Source organism: Pseudomonas sp. A-B-19, assembly GCF_019947515.1.
Lineage (GTDB): Bacteria > Pseudomonadota > Gammaproteobacteria > Pseudomonadales > Pseudomonadaceae > Aquipseudomonas.
This window is the reverse complement of record NZ_JAGYGN010000015.1, coordinates 25,706-46,364: the sequence shown is the minus strand read 5'-3', so window position 1 is coordinate 46,364 and position 20,659 is coordinate 25,706. Positions and strand designations below refer to the sequence as shown.

The 20,659-nt window shown below is 61.2% G+C and carries 22 protein-coding genes and 1 pseudogene; 8 read left to right on the top strand and 15 right to left on the bottom strand.

What is annotated here, in order from left to right; all coding sequences use genetic code 11:
* Positions 1-119: 119 nt before the first annotated feature.
* The 4 genes and pseudogenes from lapD to KGA81_RS17645 form a co-directional block, all read right to left on the bottom strand.
* Positions 120-2,060, bottom strand: coding sequence for a cyclic di-GMP receptor LapD (gene lapD, locus KGA81_RS17660; RefSeq protein ID WP_223547456.1), 1,941 nt, complete (start codon positions 2,058-2,060; stop codon positions 120-122).
* A 22-nt stretch (positions 2,061-2,082) separates the two neighbouring features.
* Positions 2,083-2,295: pseudogene (locus KGA81_RS17655) on the bottom strand (hypothetical protein); the annotation flags it as partial.
* A 214-nt stretch (positions 2,296-2,509) separates the two neighbouring features.
* Entirely contained in the window at positions 2,510-2,905 is a 396-nt protein-coding gene (locus tag KGA81_RS17650; RefSeq protein WP_223547455.1) for a YbaN family protein, read from the bottom strand.
* 10 nt (positions 2,906-2,915) lie between these two features.
* Positions 2,916-3,503: a YecA family protein gene (locus tag KGA81_RS17645; protein ID WP_007975277.1), complete on the bottom strand. Its 588-nt coding sequence runs from the start codon at positions 3,501-3,503 to the stop codon at positions 2,916-2,918.
* A 301-nt stretch (positions 3,504-3,804) separates the two neighbouring features.
* Between KGA81_RS17645 and recQ the strand changes: the two genes are divergently transcribed.
* The 4 genes from recQ (at position 3,805) to KGA81_RS17625 (ending at position 8,181) form a co-directional block, all read left to right on the top strand.
* Complete coding sequence (recQ, locus tag KGA81_RS17640) at positions 3,805-5,931, top strand: DNA helicase RecQ (RefSeq protein ID WP_223547454.1); 2,127 nt, start codon at positions 3,805-3,807, stop codon at positions 5,929-5,931.
* 119 nt (positions 5,932-6,050) lie between these two features.
* On the top strand, positions 6,051-6,485 hold the full coding sequence (locus tag KGA81_RS17635; RefSeq protein WP_223547453.1) for a MarR family transcriptional regulator: 435 nt from the start codon (positions 6,051-6,053) through the stop codon (positions 6,483-6,485).
* Between the two features lie 127 nt (positions 6,486-6,612).
* Positions 6,613-7,860 (top strand): hypothetical protein, encoded by a 1,248-nt coding sequence (locus tag KGA81_RS30085; RefSeq protein ID WP_317850796.1) that lies wholly within the window; start codon positions 6,613-6,615, stop codon positions 7,858-7,860.
* 33 nt (positions 7,861-7,893) lie between these two features.
* Positions 7,894-8,181, top strand: a complete 288-nt coding sequence (locus KGA81_RS17625) for a SelT/SelW/SelH family protein (protein WP_223547452.1) — start codon at positions 7,894-7,896, stop codon at positions 8,179-8,181.
* On the opposite strand, the gene KGA81_RS17620 is transcribed toward KGA81_RS17625, so the two are convergent.
* On the bottom strand, positions 8,175-9,068 hold the full coding sequence (locus KGA81_RS17620; RefSeq protein ID WP_223547451.1) for a DMT family transporter: 894 nt from the start codon (positions 9,066-9,068) through the stop codon (positions 8,175-8,177). The genes KGA81_RS17625 and KGA81_RS17620 overlap by 7 nt on opposite strands.
* 156 nt (positions 9,069-9,224) lie before the next feature.
* Positions 9,225-9,989 carry an AraC family transcriptional regulator gene (locus KGA81_RS17615; protein WP_223547450.1) on the bottom strand — a complete coding sequence of 255 codons (765 nt, stop codon included), beginning with the start codon at positions 9,987-9,989 and terminating at the stop codon, positions 9,225-9,227.
* A 134-nt stretch (positions 9,990-10,123) separates the two neighbouring features.
* Here KGA81_RS17615 and KGA81_RS17610 point away from each other — a divergent pair, with 134 nt between their 5' ends.
* A complete protein-coding gene (locus tag KGA81_RS17610) occupies positions 10,124-10,939 on the top strand; it encodes a UDP-2,3-diacylglucosamine diphosphatase (protein ID WP_223547449.1) in 816 nt (271 codons plus the stop codon).
* Between the two features lie 152 nt (positions 10,940-11,091).
* On the opposite strand, the gene KGA81_RS17605 is transcribed toward KGA81_RS17610, so the two are convergent.
* Complete coding sequence (locus KGA81_RS17605; protein ID WP_223547448.1) at positions 11,092-11,682, bottom strand: HD domain-containing protein; 591 nt, start codon at positions 11,680-11,682, stop codon at positions 11,092-11,094.
* Positions 11,683-11,709: 27 nt separating this feature from the next.
* The gene (locus tag KGA81_RS17600) at positions 11,710-12,021 is read right to left on the bottom strand and encodes an Mpo1-like protein (protein WP_223547447.1); all 312 of its coding nucleotides are present in this window, start codon (positions 12,019-12,021) and stop codon (positions 11,710-11,712) included.
* Positions 12,022-12,180: 159 nt separating this feature from the next.
* Here KGA81_RS17600 and KGA81_RS17595 point away from each other — a divergent pair, with 159 nt between their 5' ends.
* The gene (locus tag KGA81_RS17595) at positions 12,181-13,242 is read left to right on the top strand and encodes an AraC family transcriptional regulator (RefSeq protein WP_223547446.1); all 1,062 of its coding nucleotides are present in this window, start codon (positions 12,181-12,183) and stop codon (positions 13,240-13,242) included.
* On the opposite strand, the gene KGA81_RS17590 is transcribed toward KGA81_RS17595, so the two are convergent.
* Positions 13,199-14,653 carry a TrkH family potassium uptake protein gene (locus tag KGA81_RS17590; RefSeq protein ID WP_223547445.1) on the bottom strand — a complete coding sequence of 485 codons (1,455 nt, stop codon included), beginning with the start codon at positions 14,651-14,653 and terminating at the stop codon, positions 13,199-13,201. The two genes, KGA81_RS17595 and KGA81_RS17590, sit on opposite strands and share 44 nt — an antisense overlap.
* Positions 14,654-14,774: 121 nt before the next feature.
* Here KGA81_RS17590 and KGA81_RS17585 point away from each other — a divergent pair, with 121 nt between their 5' ends.
* Positions 14,775-15,341, top strand: coding sequence for an NAD(P)H nitroreductase (locus tag KGA81_RS17585; RefSeq protein WP_223547444.1), 567 nt, complete (start codon positions 14,775-14,777; stop codon positions 15,339-15,341).
* Between the two features lie 31 nt (positions 15,342-15,372).
* On the opposite strand, the gene KGA81_RS17580 is transcribed toward KGA81_RS17585, so the two are convergent.
* From KGA81_RS17580 to KGA81_RS17555, 6 genes are all read right to left on the bottom strand, one after another.
* Positions 15,373-16,716 carry an ATP-binding protein gene (locus KGA81_RS17580; RefSeq protein ID WP_223547443.1) on the bottom strand — a complete coding sequence of 448 codons (1,344 nt, stop codon included), beginning with the start codon at positions 16,714-16,716 and terminating at the stop codon, positions 15,373-15,375.
* A 183-nt stretch (positions 16,717-16,899) separates the two neighbouring features.
* Entirely contained in the window at positions 16,900-17,349 is a 450-nt protein-coding gene (locus KGA81_RS17575) for a Spy/CpxP family protein refolding chaperone (protein WP_223547442.1), read from the bottom strand.
* Positions 17,350-17,575: 226 nt separating this feature from the next.
* Positions 17,576-18,253, bottom strand: coding sequence for a response regulator transcription factor (locus KGA81_RS17570; protein ID WP_223547441.1), 678 nt, complete (start codon positions 18,251-18,253; stop codon positions 17,576-17,578).
* Between the two features lie 7 nt (positions 18,254-18,260).
* On the bottom strand, positions 18,261-18,674 hold the full coding sequence (locus tag KGA81_RS17565; protein WP_223547440.1) for a translation initiation factor 2: 414 nt from the start codon (positions 18,672-18,674) through the stop codon (positions 18,261-18,263).
* A 123-nt stretch (positions 18,675-18,797) separates the two neighbouring features.
* Complete coding sequence (locus KGA81_RS17560; RefSeq protein WP_108218598.1) at positions 18,798-19,097, bottom strand: YciI family protein; 300 nt, start codon at positions 19,095-19,097, stop codon at positions 18,798-18,800.
* A gap of 1 nt (position 19,098) precedes the next feature.
* Positions 19,099-19,695 (bottom strand): septation protein A, encoded by a 597-nt coding sequence (locus tag KGA81_RS17555; RefSeq protein ID WP_223547439.1) that lies wholly within the window; start codon positions 19,693-19,695, stop codon positions 19,099-19,101.
* A gap of 87 nt (positions 19,696-19,782) precedes the next feature.
* Here KGA81_RS17555 and KGA81_RS17550 point away from each other — a divergent pair, with 87 nt between their 5' ends.
* Positions 19,783-20,646 (top strand): PHP domain-containing protein, encoded by an 864-nt coding sequence (locus KGA81_RS17550; RefSeq protein WP_223547438.1) that lies wholly within the window; start codon positions 19,783-19,785, stop codon positions 20,644-20,646.
* Positions 20,647-20,659 lie beyond the last annotated feature (13 nt).

Sequence of the window (20,659 nt, the reverse complement as noted above, 5' to 3'; positions counted from 1 at the left end):
CTATTCTCCTTGTGGACCGATGCCCGGCTGTGGCAGAGGCAATGTTCTCTGTTGGAACAAATAATGGCGGAAATTCTACTGTGAATAAAAACACCTGAACACTGTTCATCCTGACAAACTCATATCGGCTCTGGCGCCCCGATCAACCGCCCCATGGCCCCAAAAATCCCCAACTCCCTGATCGCTTCCAGTTCCCCGCGTGTCTCGACCATCTCGGCAATCAACGGCACATCAATGCTGTGGGTCGCGCGAAAGATCGCGTCGATGAACAGCCGTTTGTCGGGCTGTTCGTCGATGTTGCGAATGTAAGCCCCATCGATTTTCAGATACGCCAGCCCCAACTGGGTCAGGTTGCCGATCTGGCTGAAGCGCCCGCCAAAGTGTTGCAGGCCGATTCGATAACCGGTCTTGAGCAATGTGCTGCAAAGGCCCTGCAGCACTTCGGAGGATGGCAATTGGCACTCGTCGATTTCCAGGATCAGCAGCGGCGCCAGTTCGGGAAGGGAGTCGAGCAGGTCGAGGATCGTTCGCCATTGCTCCGGGTCGCGCAGGGTGCTGCCGGACAGGCTCAGTGCCAAGGGTCTGCGGTTGACCACCAGTTCGTCCAGAGTGGCTTCGAGCATCGCCAGGTCGAAGCGTGCCGACCAGCCGAGACGCTCGATCCAAGGCAGGAAATGCCCGGCGGCAATCGCCTCGCCCTGTGGGTCGAGCAGGCGTGCGAGCACTTTGTGATGCAGCACCTGGCGCGTGTCGGCGCATTGCACGACGGGCTGGAAGTACAGCTGCATTTTGCCTTCGGTCAAGGCATCGTCAATCCAGGTGTGCCAGTCGTGCTGGGAGTGATTCGGCGCCGTGTCACCATGGCTCAGATGCACCCAGGGGCGCTCGGGATGCTGCCGGGACTCGGTCAGTGCCTGGTCGAGGCGCAGGAGTACGCTGCTGATCGGCTCCCCGGGGCGATAGGCGACAACACCCAGATGGGCGACTGGCATGCAGTCGCTGGCGCCGGTCAGGCGCAGGTTCTCAAGGCTGGCACTGACGTCGGAGGCCAGGCGCGCGGCATTTTCAGCGTCCAGACCCGGTGTCAGCAGGCTGAATTCGCCGCCACGATTGCGTGCCGCCAGCCAGGTGCGACGCTCCGGCAACTGAGTCAGGCGCTTGAGCAATTCGCCCACGGCACTGATCAGCGCGTCAGTCCGTTGGCCGCCCAGTCGCTGGTTGAGCCCGTTCAGGTCGTTGATCCGCAACATCAGCAAATGGCCATCGCGGCTCTGTTCACACACGCGTAAATGGTCGGCCAGTTGCTCGTCGAGCAGGCGTCGGTTGGCCAGGCCGGTGAGACTGTCCAGACAGGATTCGGCCCGCAGTTTTTCGCTGCGTGCGGCTTCTTCGGCGAACAGCGCCTTGAGCTTCTCGACCATCTGGTTCATCGCCAGCACCACCCGTTTCAGTTCCGGTGTGCGCGGCAGTTTCGCCAGGCTGAGAAACTCGCGTTTACTGATGGCTTCAGCCTGTCGGACCATGCTGTCGAGCGGGCGCAATTGCCGGCGCAGCATCCACCCCCCAATCACCGCGCTGAACACCCCGCACAACAACAACCAGATCAGGCTGCCGAGGGTGCTGTCCCAGAGCCTGGCCAGGGCGAATTGCGGATTGCTCAGGACTTCGACCCGTGCCAGCTGTTCCCGGCCGCGCATGATCAAGGCGTCCCCTCTTTCCGGGCGCAGGTCAACCAGGTTGACGAACCAGTCAGGTACACCGTCGATTTTCGTCGGTGCGCTGCGCTCCACCAGGGTTTGCTGATCCTTGGGCCTGATGACACGGATGTTGCTGAAATAGCCGCTGTCGAAAATCGAGCTGACCATCAGCTCCATCATGGCCGGATCATCGATCTGTGCGGTCAGTGACAGCCCCAGCGCGGTGGCTGCGTCCTGGGCGTGGGCGCGCAGTTGACTGAGGGTTTGCTCGCGGGAGCTTTCCAGGCTGGCAAAAAAACTGCCGCTGAACGCCACCAACAAGAACAGGCAGATGGCCAGGAACAGCTGTTTACGCAGTGTCATGCATCGCTCCTTGCCATGGCGGTCAGCCGTCCCCTATGTCGAAGCCTTCGGCCTGCATCTTTTTCAGCACGTCCTGCCAGCGCGACAGCCTTTTCGGGTCGCTGCTGCGCTGGCCGCCGTTCTTGCCCGGCAGGTACAGGCCTTCGGCATTGAAGGCGTACACCGGTAGCGGGTCTTTGCGTCGGGACGCGGGGTGGATATCGCCGATCGGGTTGTCCAATACCAGCGGGTCGGTCTGGACCCCGTTGAATGCAGTCGGTAGCAAACCGGCCGGCAGTATCCAGCCGCCGAGCGGAAGTCGGAGCGCTGGCCATCCTGGACTACGCAGACTGCGGGCCATGTATGGCTGCTCGAGTGTAGGTTTGTGGAGTTTAGGTGGAGTTTTTGCAGGGGGAGGGTAGGTCGTCGGCCGAAGGACGCTCAATGAGCTTTTTGTGGCGAGGGAGACTTCAGGAATTGCGCAGGGTTTTCTGCTTGAGGATGTAGACGGTCACCAGCACCGCACTGGTCAGCATGAACCCCCGTGCCCAGGGCAGCGGCACCAGGTAGCAGGAGAACAGGATGCTCGCCCACATCAGGCCGATGGCGTAGACCTTGCCCTTGAGCGGGATGCCGTTACCGTCGAGGTAATCGCGGATCCATGGGCCAAGCCGTGGATGCTCGACCAGCCATTGATAGAATCGCGGGGAACTGCGGGCAAAGCAGGCAGCCGCCAGCAGCAGGAAAGGGGTGGTGGGCAATACCGGCAGGAAAATCCCGATCACCCCCAGCGCCACGCTCAGCCAGCCGATGGCCAGCAGCCCGTAGCGCAACATCAGGGGGCGGTTGCCTATGGGGTTGTCCATAGGCGCAACCTTAGTGGTGACGTGGCTTGAGAATCGCCGGTTTTTCGTCTGGTGCGTTGCACAGCAGATACAGCGCGGTCAGGGCTTCCGGGATCTGCACGATCATGTCGTCCATCAGGTTGGCATCGGCGGCAATGTCGGAGAACTCCGGTTGCTCGTCGAACAGGCCCGAACCGACCATGATCGGCAGCAGCATTTCGCTGACTTCGTCTTCGGCGGTTTCGAACCAGGCTTCCTCACGCAGGAACACACCTTCCATGAAACCGATGCACCAGCCGCGCAGTTCGGAATCATCCGGGTCGTCGCCCAGGTCGAGGTCGCACGGCAGCTCGAACTCTTCGTCGGAGGCCAGTTGGCGGGCGATGTGGGCCTTGAGGCCGATCAGCGTGGCTTCGATCTCTTCGCGCTGGGCTTCGCCGCTGTAGTGCGGCTCTTCGGCGAAGAGGGCGTCGATCCATTCACGGTCTGGAACGACTTCGGAGCAGATCGACAGCGCGGTCAGGTAGCCGTGGGCGGCCACGTAGTCCAGCGCCTCGTCATGCAGTTCATCAGCGTCGAGGAAGACTTGCAGGCGGGTTAGTTGCTCAGCGAAGGACATTAAAGGACTACCTTGGGGAATGTTCGATGCGGGAATTCTAGGCCTTCTTGAGCGCTTGGGCCAGCCACACGGCATATTTGCCCATGGTCCCTTCCCGTAGGAGCTGCCGGATCAGGTTTGACTTATCAGCGGTGCCCTCTGCCGGACGGGGCTCGGGTATACTCGCGCGTTTTGTGATGCCCTGCTGGCGTCACGGCTGAAATGTAAAGCGTCATGCAATGCGCACTTACGATTTGTCGGTGCAGCGTCGCGGGTTCTGAACCAGCCTTGCAGGGATGTTTCGGTGATTTTTGGAGTTTCTATGCTCGAACAGGCTCAACGCGTCCTCAAGGACATCTTCGGCTACGACAGTTTCCGTGGCCGTCAGGGTGCAATCATTGAGCGCGTGGCCAGTGGCGGCGATGCCCTGGTCCTGATGCCTACCGGCGGCGGCAAGTCGCTGTGCTTCCAGGTCCCGGCGCTGTTGCGCGAAGGCCTGGCCGTGGTGGTCTCGCCGCTGATCGCACTGATGGACGATCAGGTCGCCACCCTCGAAGAGCTGGGCGTGGCGGCCGCCGCGCTGAACTCCACCCTCAGCGCCGAGCAGCAGCGCGACCTCGCCGCCCGCATCCGCCGCGGTGAAGTGAAAATGCTCTATCTGGCGCCGGAGCGTCTGGTCCAGCCGCGCATGCTGTCATTTTTACAGGGGCTGAACATCGCCTTGTTCGCCATCGACGAAGCACACTGCGTGTCGCAATGGGGGCATGACTTCCGTCCGGAATACCTGCAACTGGGCCAGTTGGCGCAAATGTTCCCCGATGTGCCGCGCATCGCCCTGACTGCCACGGCCGACAAGCGCACCCGGGAAGAAATCGTCACCCGTTTGCACCTGCAAGACGCCGAGCGCTTCCTGTCGAGCTTCGACCGGCCGAACATCTTTTATCGCATCGTGCCCAAGGAACAGCCACGCAAGCAGTTGCTGGCGTTCCTCGCTGAGCGCCGTAGCGATGCGGGCATCGTGTATTGCCTGTCGCGCAAGAAGGTCGAGGAAGTCGCCGCGTTTCTCAGTGAACAAGGCTTCCCCGCGCTGCCATACCACGCCGGCCTGCCCAATGACCTTCGGGCCTACCATCAGAAACGCTTCCTCAATGAAGAAGGCCTGATCATGGTTGCGACGGTGGCGTTCGGCATGGGCATCGACAAGCCCAACGTACGGTTCGTCGCCCACCTCGATCTACCGAAATCCCTCGAGGCCTACTATCAGGAAACCGGTCGTGGCGGCCGTGACGGCCTGCCGGCGGATGCCTGGATGGCCTACGGCCTGCAGGACGTGGTGATGCTCAAGCAGATGCTGCAGAACTCCGAAGGCGACGAGCGCCACAAGCGCCTGGAGCAGCACAAGCTCGACGCCATGCTCTCGCTCTGCGAAGAAACCCGCTGCCGTCGGCAAACGCTGCTGGCCTACTTTGACGAAGACATGCCCGAGCCTTGCGGTCATTGCGACAACTGCGTTGACGGCGTGCAGACCTGGGACGCCACCGAGCCTGCGCGTCAGGCGCTGTCGGCGATCTACCGCACCGGTCAGCGCTATGGGGTCGGGCACCTGGTGGATGTACTGCTCGGCAAGGACAACGAAAAGGTCCGCAACTTCGGCCATCAGCATCTGTCGGTGTTTGGTGTCGGCAAGGCAAGGGCCGAAGGCGAGTGGCGCTCCCTGTTCCGCCAATTGGTGGCTCGAGGTCTGGCGGATGTCGACCATGAGGGCTATGGCGGTCTGCGTCTGAGTGATACGTGTCGGCCGCTACTCAAAGGTGAAGTGACCCTGGAGCTGCGCCGCGATCTCAAGGCGCAAACCGTGGCGAAAAGCAGCAAGAGCCAGGCGAGCCAACTGGTCCGCGGCGAGGAGCGCGAAAAGTGGGAAGCCTTGCGCGCCTTGCGGCGCAAGCTTGCCGAAGAACATGGCGTGCCGCCGTACGTCATCTTCCCCGATTCGACCTTGCTGGAGATGCTGCGCAGCCAGCCGACCTCGCTGGCGGAAATGGCCACGGTCAGCGGCGTCGGCGCACGCAAGCTGGAGCGCTACGGCGAAGCATTCCTCGAGGTGCTCGGCGGCCAGGTCGAGGTACCGAAAGCGGTGGCCGACGTGCGTCACGAACTGATCACTCTGGCGCGGGCCGGGATGACGCCGGTACAGATCGCCGGTCAGTTGCAGTGCTCGGAAAAGAACGTCTACACCATGCTGGCCGAAGCGATTGGCAAGCAGCAGTTGTCGTTGGAACAGGCGCTGGATCTGCCTGAAGACCTGATGGGTGAAGTGCAGGACGCCTTCCTCGATGGCGAAGGCGAATTGCCGCCGGTTTCCGAGATCGCCGCGCTGTTTGCAGGCAGGGTGCCGGAAGGGGTGTTGTACTGCGTTCGTGCTGCCTTGCAGTCGGAGTTCGAGATTTGAGGCACCTGTAGTGCTGATATAACGATTCAGTACAGATCAAGCCTTGCCTCAAGTCGAGGCTCATGCTTAGCTGACTAATAATTAGTTTTTATTTATTTCAGTCTAATCATGAGTGTTTTATGCCGTTAACCGATCAACACCGCTTTGGCATGCAATTGGCCCAGATGTCCCGCGGCTGGCGTGCCGAACTGGACCGCCGTCTGGCGGGCATGGGCTTGTCCCAGGCGCGCTGGCTGGTGCTGCTGCACCTGGCACGTTTCGATGAAGCACCGACCCAGCGAGAGCTGGCACAAAGCGTCGGCGTCGAAGGACCGACCCTGGCCCGTTTGCTCGACAGCCTGGAAAGCCAGGGCCTGGTGCAACGCCAGTCCGTGCTGGAAGACCGTCGGGCAAAGAAAATCGTGCTCTGCGCACCGGCGCGTCCCCTGATCGAACAAATTGAAACCATTGCCACGCAACTGCGTCACGAACTGTTCGAAGGCGTCGATGAAGCGGACTTGAAGGTGTGCATGCGGGTTCACGGGCGCATCCTGGGCAACCTCGAAAAGTCTTGAGGTATAACCGAGCGCCAGGTTTTTGATAGACCGTGTTGGGCAGACTATAAGAACTACTCGGCAATATCGTGTTCGTAACGGATGTACGAACGCGTACGGGTAGTTTCTGTAGATTTCAAGGATGCTCATGCTCAAGTGTTGGCGATTGGTTTTACGCGGTGGTTCTCAGTGGTTACTGGCCGGGGCCGCTGTCACTTATTCGGCATGGGCGCCTGCGCTGGGCCTGGGTGAAATCACCCTGCATTCGGCGCTGAATCAACCGCTGCGTGCCGATATCGCACTGGTGGATGCGGCTGGCCTGGAGGAGAGCGAGCTGTCGGTGAGCCTGGCAACGGCAGACGAGTTCAGCCGTGCCGGGGTCGACCGGGTATCGTTCCTCAACAATCTGACGTTCATACCGGTCCTGCACGGTAATCGCAGCGTGATCCAGGTGACCTCCGGCAAACCGGTCAGTGAACCCTTCCTGAATTTCCTCGTGCAGCTCAATCAGCCTAATGGGCGATTGCTGCGTGAGTACACGGTACTGATCGATCCGCCGGGTGCACCAGGGGTTGTTCCCGCCGCCGATGAACCGGTTTTCCGGTCCCCAGCGTCCGCGTTCCCCCGTGTCCAACCGGGCATGGCGCCTTCATCGGAGACAACGACGACGCCAGAGCCGGACGCCGCCGTGGTTGATCCCGTTGTCGAACAACTGGCCGCCAGCACCCTGCAAAACCATCAGTTGCAAACCACTGTCGATGAGCTCAACGCGAAGCTTCAAGGTCAGGATGAGTTGATCGCCGGCCAGGAAAAGCAGTTGGCCGAACTGCAGACCCAACTGGCGGAGCTGCAGAAGGTAAAGGCGCAACCCATTGCTTCCGAGAGGGTGACGCCAGCCCCCGCTATTGCTGAAAACCCCGGGATTGGCTGGTTGCCGATTGCCGGTTTGTCGGCGCTGATAGCGTTGCTGGCGCTGGGCTGGTTTGTTCGCCGCCAGCCGCATCAAGCCGCAGGGTCAGAAGCTCTGTCGTCGCAGCATCAACCGCTGGCTGAATTCTCTACCGAGCCAGTGATGTGGCCCCCCGTCATGCAACCGTCTACTGTGCATCGCGACGGGGTGCCGGCCAACGATGAGCTTGAACGGGTCGATAGCCGGCATTCCATCCCGGTCGCTGCTGCGGTGGCGGCGGTTGCGGATTTGGCGATGTCTGGCGAATCCGTCGCTGACGATGAGTACCGGCTCAACCTGGAGGAGTTGTCCATGGTGTCGAGTTGGGACGTGATCGGCCCAAACGGGACCCGGCAGTCGGCTGCTCTGGCCATGATCGAGCCTGGGTTCGAATTGGAGGCGCTACCCGCTTCGCCGTCTCGGCAGCCTCCGGTCGGGCTATCATAGCGGCGTCGTCAAACTCTGGAGTCACGTCCCATCATGACCGTCAGCAAACCGGAAATCGTCATCACCTATTGCACGCAATGCCAGTGGCTGTTGCGTGCGGCCTGGCTGGCCCAGGAGCTGCTCAGTACCTTTGGTGATGACCTGGGCAAAGTCTCCCTGGTGCCGGGCACTGGCGGGGTCTTTCATATTTACTGTGACGCCGTGCAGATCTGGGAGCGCAAGGCGGACGGTGGCTTCCCTGAGGCCAAAGTGCTCAAGCAGCGGGTCCGCGACCAGATCGACCCGGACCGCGACCTGGGGCACAGCGACCGCACTCAGTGAGACGCGACCTCGGCTGTAACGGCTTTCTTGCTTGTGCCAGTCGAGAGCCTGCTGGACACCACAATCGCCACAATGATCAGCGCGCCCCCCAGCAACATGCGCAGGGTCGGGTTTTCGTTGAACAGCAACCAGGCGACGGTGATGCCGTAGACCGGCTCCAGGGCGAACACCACGGCGGCGGTGCGTGCCTTGATCACCGCGAGGCTGGCGACGAACAGGCTGTGGGCGACACCGGTACAGAACACACCGAGCAGGCCGATCCACAGCCAGTCGATGGTGCGCACTTCGCTCAATTGAGGCGCCGCCACCGGCAGCAGGCACAGGGCAACCACCACGTTCTGGCACAGCGCAGCCTGCACGGGCGGGACGCGCCCTGAGCTGGCACGGTTGGTCAGTGACAGCAGGGCGAACAACAATCCGGAACCCACGGCCCACAGCATGCCGGTGGTGGCGCCGCTGGCCAGATCAAAGTCAGGCGTGACCAGCACCAGCCCGGCACTCACCAGCAGCACCAGCACGATTTCATTGGCGCGGATACGCTCGCGGAAAATCAGCCCTTCGAGGATCACGGTAAAGGCCGGGAAACTGGCGAAGCCGAGTGTCGCAATCGCCACGCCTGCGACTTTCACCGCAATGAAGAAACTCACCCAGTGCCCGGCCAGCAACAAGCCGCTGAGCAGCAACCGACGCCAGTCCACGGCCTCGAGTTTGTGCCAGCGCGTCTGGCTGGCGAACCGCGCAAAGAACGCCAGCGCGAGCACGGCAAAAGCGGCGCGGCCGAACACGATGATCGCCGGTGACGCGGCGGCCAGTTTGCCGAACACGCCGGTCAGGCCGAACATCAATGCGCCGATATGCAGGGCGCCAAGGGCGGTACGGGGAGTCATTGCAATCCTTAACAGTAAAATCATGTAGGAGCTGCCGAAGGCTCGGGCCGCGTTCGGACGATCTTTGATCTTGATCTTGAAAAACAACGTCAAGAGATCGCAGTCTTCGGCAGCGCCTACATTGAACCGTGTGGCCCCGCTGTGTCTGTCGGCAGACTAGCGTTTTTTGTCGCCAGCCTCGCGCCGCAGTTTCCCGGGCGATGCCCCGAACTCGCGCAACACCGCCGCCGCAAAGGCACTCTGGGAACTGTAGCCGACTCGGCTGGCAATCTCGCCGATGGGCAGCGCCGAGTTGCGCAGCAAGCCCACCGCGATGTGCAGGCGTCGGCTGCGGATGTAGTCCATCGGCGTCTGCCCGCATTCGGCCGCGAACCGCGCATGTAGACGGGCACTGGAAAGGCCTGCCACCCGGGCCAGATCGGCCACCTGCAGCGGGTACGCCGCGTACTGATCGATGTGTGCGTTCAGCGCGGCATAGGGCAGGCGCCGACCGCCGACGGCGTCGGGCCTGGCATTGTTGAGGCTGGCCAGCAACAGCACCGCGCCTTGTTGTGCGATCAGCGGATCATCGACCGGACTGTTCGCCAGCCAACTGACCAATTGGCTTTGCCCTGCATCCAGTGACAGGCGGCCGGCATTGTCGAGCAAGCGCCGGCTGGACTCGGCGTGATCGCCCAACGACTGGACAACCCATTGTTCGCCGGGCACGTCCAGCACCAGGCAGCGGCTGCCATTGGGGCTGCCACACGCATGATGAGCGCCTGACGGTATCACCACGAAACTCTGCTGCACCACCTGGCTGCCACGGCCGTCAACCTCGAAATCCAGGGCGCCCGAAAGCCCGAACACCAATTGCGCGTGGTCGTGGCTGTGGACGATCAGGTCATGGCTGTATTGGCGAAGCGTGAGGATCGGTCTCATCGCAGGTCTCCCGGTTCAGGGCGCCAGTCTACACCGTGTGGGCCGGCCAGCGCTGTCACAGGACTGACTTGACGCTGTCATGGACGATTAACCGGGCCGGGGCAGACTTGGCAAAACTTGCCAGAGGGTTGCCCATGACCAGCGCCGAGCTCGCCAAACCCACCCGTAAACAACGCGTACGGACTTTATGGATTTCCGACGTGCATTTGGGCACCCGGGATTGCCAGGCTGAACACCTGTCGCAGTTTCTCAAGAGCTACCACGCGGACAGAATCTACCTGGTCGGCGACATCATCGACGGCTGGAAGCTGCGCGGTGGCATGTACTGGCCACAAGCGCATACCAACGTCATCCGTCGCCTGTTGACCATGAGCAAGCGTGGCACCGAGGTGATCTACGTCACCGGCAATCACGACGAATTCCTGCGCCGCTATTCGAAGCTGATCCTGGGCAATATCCAGTTGGTGGACGAAGCTGTGCACGTCACCGCCGACGGCCGGCATCTGTTGGTGATCCATGGCGACCAGTTCGATGTGATCACCCGTTACCATCGCTGGCTGGCCTTTCTCGGTGACTCGGCCTACGAATTCACCCTGACCCTCAACCGCTGGCTCAATCATTGGCGCGCGCGATATGGCTACGGCTACTGGTCGCTGTCGGCCTACCTCAAGCACAAGGTGAAAACCGCGGTCAGCTTCATCAGCGACTTCGAAGAAGCCATCGCCCATGAATGCGTCAAACGCGAGCTGCACGGCGTGGTGTGCGGGCACATTCACCATGCCGAGATTCGCAAGGTCGGCGAGGTGGACTACCTCAATTGCGGCGACTGGGTGGAATCGTGTACGGCGCTGATCGAGCATTGGGATGGTTCGATCGAGTTGTATCGTCTGGCGGATGCCCAGGCGCGCGAGGCGCAGTTGAAGGCGGCCGGGGTTGCGGAGCTTGCTTGATCTGTTAGTTGTGCGGTGTCCAGGCGGGCCCCTTCGCGGGCAAGCCCGCTCCTACAGTAGATTTGTAGTGAATACAGAATCTGTGGACGCCGCAATACCTGTGGGAGCGGGCTTGCCCGCGAATGGACCGCGAAGCGGTCCCGCTGGATCTGTCAGGCTGGCGAATGCTCTTCCATTGCCGCCTTGTAAATCGAGTTCCTGGGGTGCGCAAACAGCCGCTCCATCATCGGCTCGAAAAAGCTCAACGGCAGCGTGTCATATGCCGGGTCAAACGCCGCTGCATCGTACCGGGCACAGAACTCGGCGGTCGCCTGGTACTGCGGATGGTCCCGGAATTGCTCACGCAGATGCCGATCCATGCCCAGGTGATGGAAGAAGTAGTAACCCTGGAAAATCCCGTGCTTTTCCACCATCCACAAGTTCTCGGCGCTGACGAACGGCTTGAGAATCGCTGCCGCGATATCCGGGTGGTTGTAGGAACCCAGGGTGTCGCCGATGTCATGGAGCAGGGCACAGACCACGTACTCTTCGTCGCGACCATCGCGCCAGGCGCGGGTGGCGGTTTGCAGGGAGTGGGTCAGGCGGTCCACCGGGAACCCGCCGAAATCACCCGCCAGCAACTTCAGGTGCGCCACAATCCGTGCAGGCAATTGTCTGGCGTAGGCACTGAAGTCTGCGGCAATGATCGCCCAGTCTTCCTGCGTGCCGTCCTTCATGTGGGTGAAGCGGGCATTGGCATTCACAGGCAACTCTCTTGTGATGGATGTCAGCTAGAACGGAACGCGCCCCAGAACCATGTCCCGGTACATGACAAAATCGCCGAGCAGGCTATAGAAGGGGTGTTGGAACGTTGCCGGGCGGTTCTTCTCGAAGAAGAAATGCCCGACCCAGGCAAAGCTATAGCCTGCCAGTGGCATGGCCCACAACAGCATCCATGCTCCGCGACCAATGGTCAGCGTCAGAATCAGGATAACCAGAGTCGTGCCGATAAAGTGTAAACGGCGGCAGGTACTGTTGCTGTGCTCACTGAGGTAGTAAGGATAGAACTCTGCGAAGCTGTTGAATCGTTTGACGTTTTCCACGACAGCGATCTCTGTGGTGATTGTTCTTGCTGCAAGTTGTTCTGCGGGTAGCTTATTTGAGTCTAGAGTGATCAATGGCATCAGCCAGTGACAATAGGCGCCACTTTAGTATCCTTCGGTCAATAGCCGTAGCATTAGGCCACTATGTAAGAAAACGCCATGAGCGAACGAACGACTTCTGCAAGCTGGGCGATGGGGATTGTCAAAGCGCTGGAGATGGACGGCCTGGATTGCCGGGTTCTGTTCAAACAGCTGGGGCTCGACTACGCGGCACTGGATGATCCGGACGCACGCTTCCCGCAAGACTCCATGACACGGCTGTGGCAGCGCGCGGTCGAGCTGTCCGGCAATCCGGCCATCGGCCTGAACATGGGCAAGGTGGTGCGACCGGCGCAGTTTCATGTGGCCGGTTACGCTTTGATGTCCAGCCGGACGCTCGCCGAAGGCTTTCAGCGTCTGGTGCGCTATCAGCGCATCATCGCCGAAAGTGCCGATCTGAGTTTCAAGCTGCTGGAAGAAGGCTATGGGCTGATTCTGACGGTGCATGGCGATCATCTGCCGCCGACCCGGCAAAGCGCCGAAGCTTCACTGGCCTGTGCCTTGGCGCTGTGCGGCTGGTTGACCGGGCGTACGTTGCATCCACGCAATGTGCTGCTGCAAGGCGCCGAGCCGGTCAACCTTGAACCCTATAGACAAGCCTTCCATGCACCGCTGCTATTCAACGCACCTTACGACGCGCTGATTTTCGAACGCGCGGACATGGAAGCGCCACTGCCGACGGCCAATGAGGCCATGGCATTGCTGCATGACCGCTTTGCCGGCGAGTACCTGGCGCGCTTTTCCGAAAGCCGCGTGACCCACCAGGCGCGGCAGGTGTTGTGTCGCCTGTTGCCTCAGGGCGAGCCCAGGCGCGACACCGTGGCGCAGACACTGCATCTGTCCCAGCGCACCTTGCAACGGCGTTTGCAGGAAGAGGGCACGAGTTTTCAAGTGCTGCTCGACGATACCCGGCGTGAACTGGCCGAGCAGTACCTGGCGCAACCGGGCATGACCTTGCTGGAAATCGCCTACTTGCTGGGTTTCGCCGATCCGAGCAACTTCTTCCGCGCTTTCCGCCGCTGGTTCGATGCCACACCCGGCGAGTACCGGATGCGGTTGATGCAAATGTCTGAAGCGGTCAATGACGCCAAAATGCCGGAATACACAGCACAAACACCGTAATGATCTCCAGTCGGCCCAGCAGCATGCCGAACGACAGAATCCACTTGGCGGCATCCGGCAGGGTGGCGAAGTTGCCTGCCGGGCCAATGGTTTCGCCGAGCCCCGGGCCGACACCGGACACGGTACTGGCCGCGCCGGTGAGGGCGGTCATCCAGTCCACGCCGAGCAGCGACAGCAGCAGCGCAATCACGCAGATGGTGATTGCGAAGAAAAACGAAAAGGTCAGGATCGAACGCACGATCTCTTCGTCGAGGCGGTGACCGTTGTACTTCTGCTTGATCACCGCCCGCGGGTGGATCAGCTGATGAAGGTTGGCCTTGAGCAGGATATAGGCCACCTGGAAGCGGAAAATCTTGATGCCGCCCGCGGTCGAGCCGGAGCAACCGCCGACAAACCCCAGATAGAAGAACAGCATCAGCGAGAAATTACCCCACAGGCTGTAGTCCCCCAGTGCGAAACCGGTCGTCGTCACCACCGACGTCACGTTCAGCGCCACATGCCGCAACGCTTCCAGCCAATGCAGTTGGGTCGTCCACCAATACCAGGTGCCGAGCACCAGCCAGGTCACCAGCAGCATGCCGAGCAGGCCTTGAACCTGTTCATCCTTGATCAGCGCCCGACGGTTACCACGCAACATGGCGACATACAGGGTGAACGGCAGGGCACCGAGAATCATGATGACGATCGCGACCCAATGCACCGCAGGCTCCGGCCACTTGGCCAAGGACTGGTCGGAGGTGGAGAAGCCGCCGGTGGAAATCGCCGACATCGCATGATTGACCGCATCGAACGGGCTCATTCCGGCCCACCAGAACGCCAGGCTGCCAACAATGGTAATGCCGACATAGGCCGCCACGATCAGGCGCGCCACCATGTGCGAGCGGGGCATGACTTTTTCCGAGCGGTCCGAGGATTCGGTCTGGAACAGCCGCATGCCACCGATACGCAAGAGCGGCAGGATCGCCACCGCCATGCCGATGAAACCGATGCCGCCGAGCCAGTGCAGCAACGAGCGCCACATCAGGATGCCGGGGGACATCGTGTCCAGGCCGCTGAGTACGGTTGCGCCAGTGGCGGTGATGCCGGACATGCTTTCGAAGAATGAATCGGTGTAACTGATGTGCTGGGTCAGCAGGAACGGCAGCGCGGCGAAGATGCACACCACCAGCCAACTGCTGACGGTCAGCAGGTACATGTCCCGGGGGCGCAGATGAATGTGCTCCGGGCGCCCCGGAATCACCAGTGCCAGACCGGCGACAAAGGTGATCATGCTGGCCCAGAGGAACGATGGCAGATCGCTGGTGCGGTCGAAAATGACCAGCGTGGCCATGGGCACGACCATGGAGATCGCCAGCGTGATCAGGAAGATGCCGATGATGAAACCAATGATCCGTAAGGTCGGCAACGCCATGAGGTCCGCTCGGCTGATAGTGGAAAGGGCGCCATTCTACCCGCGAGGCAGGGCATGTAAACCGGCACTGCTGCGGCAGTTACCGCTAGAATAGCCGCACAATTTTTTCAGGAGGTGGCCGATGCAGGCTCTCGACGCTTTGCTCAACCGTGTTTCCGTTCCACGACTGATTGACCCCGCGCCCACTGCCGAACAGCGCGAAGTGCTGTTCGGCGCCGCCATGCGCGCCCCGGATCACGGTCACTTGCAGCCGTGGCGCTTCCTGACGGTGGAAGGCGCGGCGCGCGAGCAAATGGGCGAGTTGCTGGCCGAAGCGGCGAAGCTTTCGGACGCAGAAGTCAGCGAAGCGGCCATCGACAAGGCACGCAATGGTCCGCTGCGGGCACCGCTGGTGGTCGTGGTGATTGCGCGCTTGCAGGATCACGTCAAGTATCCGAAGTCCGAGCAGTTACTGGCGGCAGGCTGCGCGGCCCACGGGATTTTGCTGGCGGCCTATGCGCAGGGCATCGGTGCGGTGTGGCGTACCGGTGACCTGGCTTACTCGCCGCATGTGGCCAAAGGTTTGGGCTTGGTAGAGGGGGAACAGGTGATTGCTTTCCTGTACCTCGGTACACCGCAGAAAGAACCGCGAGTGGCCGAGAAAGTCGATCTCGCAGAATTCGTCAGCGCCTGGCCGGGTAAAGCCTGAAAATCAACATTCTTTTTACATCATCACTACGTTAAGGCTGAACGACAGCCCCCGGCGCCAACGGCAATTCCAGACTGGCAATGAACCCGCCCTCCGGGTGATTGGCCAGCACCAGGCTGCCACCATGGCGCTCCGCCGCGCGGCGGGCGATGGCCAGGCCCAGGCCGTGTCCGGCCGCGGTCTGCCCCGGTGCCCGATAGAACGGCTCACCGAGCTGGCTCAAGTATTCGGCACTGACCCCAGGCCCGTGATCGCGCACGCTCACGACGATCCGCTCACCCTGACGCAGTGCCTGCATTTCGATCGGCAGGCCACCCACCGGATTGAAGCGCTGGGCGTTGCGCAGCAAGTTGTCGACGGCCCGTTCGATCATGGTCGGCCATCCCTTCAGAGTCAGTTGCGACTCGGCTTCAAGCTGGACGAGTTGCTCGGGTGAACCGAGTTGCGCATCCTTTTGCAGGGTATGAAGCAAGGCGTTCAGATCCACTTCTTCAGCACCGGCGTTATCGGAGTCGACCCGCGCCAGCACCAGGATTTCACTGATCAGCGCCTCCAGTCGGTCGCACTCACGGGTCAGGCGCGGCCAGAGCTTTTCCCGCTCCTGCGCAGTGGCCCGTTCGGCCAGCGCCAGTGCGATACGCAGGCGGGCGAGGGGCGAACGCAGTTCGTGGGACACATCCCGCAGCAGTTGTCGCTGACTGCCAATCAGGCTTTGCAGGCGTGCGCCCATGCGGTTGAAGTCGTTGGCCAGCACGCCAAACTCATCGCGACGATTGGCCAGCTTGACCAGGCTGTTCTGTTGGTAAGCGGTTTGCCCCAGGTCATGCACCGCGCCTCGCAGACGGCTGAGGGGGCGGGTGATGGAAAAGGTCACCAGCAGGCTGAACAAGGTCAGCACCACCAGGGCGATTCCCAGCGCACTGAGTGGCCAGAGTAGGCTTTCGCGGTGCCAGGCGTTCAGTTCCGGGTGCGGAATGCGGTAGATGAACAGGTAGGTGTCACCGGTTTTTTCGCTGGTGAACTCATCGGTCAGACGCCGCCATGGCAAGCGCCGGTCATCATTGTTCTGTCGCGCCTCAAAGGCTGCCGCACGTCTCGGGAAGGTGCCGCGCACCACAGGGTCGCCACTTTCATTGAGCACCTGAACGTCGATGTGATACTGGCGTTTGCGTTGCTGGAGAATGTCCTGCGCGGCGTCTTCGCCCTGGCTTTCGTAGGTTTGCGTCCACTGTTCGGCCAGCGTGTTGAGGCCCGGGTGGCGGCTGAGAATCCAGGCATCCTGGTTGAGCATGTGGCCGAGCAGGATGGAAAGCCCGGCAACCAGAGCGATGGCCAGCCAGAAGCTGGCCAGAATACGCCAGAACAATGAACGCACGGAAAATCCTCAAGCAAGCGCAACATTCCATGTAGGAGCGAGCTTGCTCGCGATGGACGTCAACGATAACGCGCGGCATCAGGCAGCACGCGTTGTCTATTCGTTTTTCGCGAGCAAGCTTGCTCCTACAGTAAAAAACATCAGACCCAACGGTGTTTAGCCGTCGGGTCCGGGGTTAGCGCATTATTGCGCTTTTTGCGGTTGTTGCGCTTTCCAGGCTTTGAACTCGGCCCACTCGGCGCGGCGTTCGGCCTGTTTTTTCTGGATCTCGTCGAATTTCTTCTGTTGATCCGGTTTGAGCAAGGCGCGCACGTCCGCTTCAGCTTTCTTGTGGTTAGCGGCCATTTCGTCTTTCATGGCTTTCTGGTCGGCTGGCGAGAGTTTCTCCAGGTACTTCTCGACCAGTTGCTTACGCTCGTGCATCTGCTCGCCCATGATCTTGCGGATCTGCTCGCGCTGTTCGCGGCTCAGGTCCAGTTCACTGTACGGGCCTTTGCCGTGCATGCCGTGCATCTGACCGCCGTGGCGCGAACCGTCCATTGGCCCATCCATGGGGCCAGCGCCTTCAGGCATGGCCATGGCAATGGTCGGCAGGGCAGCAGCGAACATCAGAGCGATAAGAGTCTTGCGCATGGTGTATCTCCTTGTCTCGTTCCCGGTACGTTCCGGATGAGTGCAGATTACGCAGATCAAGGTCAGCGGCGGTCAGCGGAGGGTAAAGCTTGGGTAAAGACGATTTCCCGCCGACCTGACAAATACACAACCTGTGTGGGAGCTGGCTTGCCAGCGAAGGGGCCCTTCAGCCATGCATCGCCAATGAAGACGTCTTCGCTGGCGAGCCAGCTCCTACGGATCGCCGTTAGAGGCTGTAGTAGTAGCCGCGGCTGCGCAGGGCGACGATGCGCGGTCGGCCATCGGGGTGTGGGCCGATCTTCTTGCGCAGGTTGCTGACGTGCATGTCCAGGCTGCGGTCGTACAGGGTCAGCTTGCGGCCGAGAGCGATCTGCGCCAGTTCCTGTTTGTCCAGGGGCTCGCCGGGTTGCTTGAGCAGGGCTTCCAGCAGGCGGCTTTCGGACACCGTGAGGGTGAACTCTTGCTCATCGATGCTGACCACGCCGCGCACCGGGCTGAAACACAGGTCGCCCAGTTCCATCTGGCTGGACACCGCTGCCGGGTGGCTACGACGCAGCACAGCCCGCAGGCGGGCGGTCAGTTCCCGTGGATCGCAGGGTTTGGCCAGGTAATCATCGGCGCCGAGTTCCAGGCCGAGGATACGGTCCAGGGGCTCGCCCCGGGCCGAGAGCATCAGCACCGGCAGATCCGGGTGATCGCTGCGCAACTGCTTGAGCAGCTCCAGGCCACTGCCATCGGGCAACATCACATCCAGCACCACGGCCGCCGGAGCGGTTTGCGCCAGTGCACGACGTGCGCTCTGGCCGTCGTGACAGGCACGTACCTGAAACCCTTCCTGGCTCAGCCAACTGCTCAGGAGCTCACACAGCTCCTGGTCATCATCAATAAGTAACAGCTCGCTCATGACTCACTCAATTTAGCCATTGTCGACGTTTTCGACTCGCTCCACTGGCGAAGATACCGCAGAGCAGAGCCAATAGCGCTACCCCGGCGCCAATGACAAACCATTGTTGCTGGTCGGTCAGCAGGCGCGGCAGCGGACTGCTGGCCTGGGCTTCCTTGAGTTGCAGCTTCAAGCGCTGGTTCTCCTGGCGCAACCGGGCCAGCAGCGGGCTTTCGCGTTCGCCATCGGCAGTTTGTAATTGTTTGCTCAGTTCTTCCCGTTGCCGTTCGCTTTCTTTCAAGCGTTGCTGCAGCTCGGTGATGTGGCTGCCGGCGCTCAGGGAAAGTGGCGTCGAATTGCCACCCTCGGCGTATTCTTCACCGTGGGCGGGTGCCACCATCGACAACGTGACCAACATCAGACACAACGGACCCTTGCGCATCGCGACTCCTGATTCCAATACGAGTATTGGGCAGGTTGTCGGCCGGAAAACGGGAATAATGAGCGATTGAGCGCGCGATGAACCGACAAGGTTCATCGCGTGGGGGCAGTGGCGAGAAGAGAGTTACGGCAGGACTTGCTTGAACGGCTTGACCAGAACGTTGGCGTAGACGCCTGCGGCGATGTACGGATCGGCGTCGGCCCAGGCCTGGGCGGCGCTCAGGGAATCGAATTCGGCGACGATCAGGCTGCCAGTGAAACCCGCCGCGCCCGGATCATTGCTGTCGACCGCCGGATTCGGACCGGCCAGAACGATGCGGCCTTCGCCCTTGAGCACTTGCAGGCGCTCGAGGTGCGCAGGCCGTGCGGCCAGGCGGGCTTCCAGGGAGTTGGCGACGTCTGTGGCAATGATTGCGTAAAGCATGTCAGTCCTCGGTTTTTGGCGTAGTGGTATCGGCATCGTGCAGATGGCGGGACAGGTAGATGCCCTGGCCGACCAGGAACAGCAAAGTCATGCCCAGGCTGCCGAAGACCTTGAAGTCGACCCAGTAGCTCTGGAAGGTGAACGCGACAAACAGGTTGGCGGCACCGCAAAACAGGAAGAAGGCGATCCAGGCGATGTTCAGGCGCGTCCAGACCGGCTCCGGCAAGGTCAGCGCGTGGCCCATGATGCGCTTGATCAGCAGGCTGTCACCGACGAAGTGGCTGCCGATGAACCCCAGGGCGAACAGCCAGTTGACCACCGGGGCTTTCCACTTCAGGAACGTCTCGCTGTGGAACGCCAGGGTCAGGCTGCCGAAGACCAGGCAGGCGACCAGGGTCAGCCACTGGCTCTTCTCCAGCTTGCGCTGTTTGATGAACAGTGTGCCGTAGACCACCAGCGAGCTGACGATCAGCATCGCGGTGGCGCTGTAAATGCCGCCTACAGTGAGCTCATGACCGGCGATGTCGACGACCCGTGGATCGATCTTGAAGACGATGAAAAACAGCAGGAGCGGGATGAAATCGATGAATTGTTTCACAGTGGCAGCCAGAAGCAGGATGTGGCGGCATAATAACAAACATATGGGCGCGCGATAGCGCCAGCTGATTTGAGGTTACAAAGCCCTGTGAATGTTGATTTGCACTGCCATAGCACGGCCTCCGATGGCGCCCTGGCGCCTGCGGTTCTGGTGGCGCGGGCGTTCGAGAAAGGCGTGCGAGTCCTGGCCCTGACCGATCACGACACCCTTGAAGGCCTTGACGAGGCCCGCCACGCGGCCACCGAACTGGGGATGCAACTGGTCAATGGCGTCGAGTTGTCCTGCACCTGGGGCGGCGCGACCATTCATGTGTTGGGTTACGGTTTTGATGTGAACGCCGCGCCGTTGGTCGAGGCCATCGCCAGATTGCATGATGGCCGCTGGCTGCGCTCCGAGGAAATCGGCCGTAAACTGGCGCTCAAAGGTATGCCGGGGGCGCTGGAGGGCGCCCGCAAGATCCAGCAGGAACTGGGCGACAGCGGTAACGCGCCGGCCCGCCCGCATTTCGCCGACTGGATGGTGCAAGAAGGTTTCGTCAAGGACCGCGCCGAGGCGTTCCGTAAATGGCTGGGTGCCGGCAAGCTGGGCGACGTCAAGCAACACTGGCCGACCCTTGAAGAAACCGTCGAAACCCTGCGCGCAGCCAAAGCCTGGGTCAGCCTGGCACACCCCTGGCACTACGAATTCACCCGAAGCAAGCGTCGTCGCCTGATTGCCGACTATATTCAAGCAGGGGGCCACGCCATCGAAGTGGTCAATGGCTACCAGCCTGCCGAGCAAGTGGGCAGCCTGGCCATTCTGGCCCGCGAGTTCGGTCTGCTGGTCAGCGCCGGCAGTGATTTTCATGGCCCTGGAGGCTGGTCGGAGATCGGTGAATACCGGCCACTCCCGGAGGATCTGCCACCACTATGGTGTCGATTCAAACATGACCCAGTTATTGCCGCCGTCTGAACAGGTAGAGAAT

Coding starts and splice junctions, on each gene's coding strand:
- lapD (WP_223547456.1), bottom strand. CDS start 2,060: ATGACACTGCGTAAACAGCTGTTCCTGGCCATCTGCCTGTTCTTGTTG.
- KGA81_RS30085 (WP_317850796.1), top strand. CDS start 6,613: ATGCTCAAGTGTTGGCGATTGGTTTTACGCGGTGGTTCTCAGTGGTTA.
- KGA81_RS17565 (WP_223547440.1), bottom strand. CDS start 18,674: ATGCGCAAGGGTCCGTTGTGTCTGATGTTGGTCACGTTGTCGATGGTG.
- KGA81_RS17615 (WP_223547450.1), bottom strand. CDS start 9,989: ATGAGACCGATCCTCACGCTTCGCCAATACAGCCATGACCTGATCGTC.
- KGA81_RS17575 (WP_223547442.1), bottom strand. CDS start 17,349: ATGCGCAAGACTCTTATCGCTCTGATGTTCGCTGCTGCCCTGCCGACC.
- KGA81_RS17610 (WP_223547449.1), top strand. CDS start 10,124: ATGACCAGCGCCGAGCTCGCCAAACCCACCCGTAAACAACGCGTACGG.
- KGA81_RS17585 (WP_223547444.1), top strand. CDS start 14,775: ATGCAGGCTCTCGACGCTTTGCTCAACCGTGTTTCCGTTCCACGACTG.
- KGA81_RS17620 (WP_223547451.1), bottom strand. CDS start 9,068: ATGACTCCCCGTACCGCCCTTGGCGCCCTGCATATCGGCGCATTGATG.
- KGA81_RS17590 (WP_223547445.1), bottom strand. CDS start 14,653: ATGGCGTTGCCGACCTTACGGATCATTGGTTTCATCATCGGCATCTTC.
- recQ (WP_223547454.1), top strand. CDS start 3,805: ATGCTCGAACAGGCTCAACGCGTCCTCAAGGACATCTTCGGCTACGAC.
- KGA81_RS17560 (WP_108218598.1), bottom strand. CDS start 19,097: ATGCTTTACGCAATCATTGCCACAGACGTCGCCAACTCCCTGGAAGCC.
- KGA81_RS17650 (WP_223547455.1), bottom strand. CDS start 2,905: ATGGACAACCCCATAGGCAACCGCCCCCTGATGTTGCGCTACGGGCTG.
- KGA81_RS17595 (WP_223547446.1), top strand. CDS start 12,181: ATGAGCGAACGAACGACTTCTGCAAGCTGGGCGATGGGGATTGTCAAA.
- KGA81_RS17570 (WP_223547441.1), bottom strand. CDS start 18,253: ATGAGCGAGCTGTTACTTATTGATGATGACCAGGAGCTGTGTGAGCTC.
- KGA81_RS17645 (WP_007975277.1), bottom strand. CDS start 3,503: ATGTCCTTCGCTGAGCAACTAACCCGCCTGCAAGTCTTCCTCGACGCT.
- KGA81_RS17625 (WP_223547452.1), top strand. CDS start 7,894: ATGACCGTCAGCAAACCGGAAATCGTCATCACCTATTGCACGCAATGC.
- KGA81_RS17635 (WP_223547453.1), top strand. CDS start 6,051: ATGCCGTTAACCGATCAACACCGCTTTGGCATGCAATTGGCCCAGATG.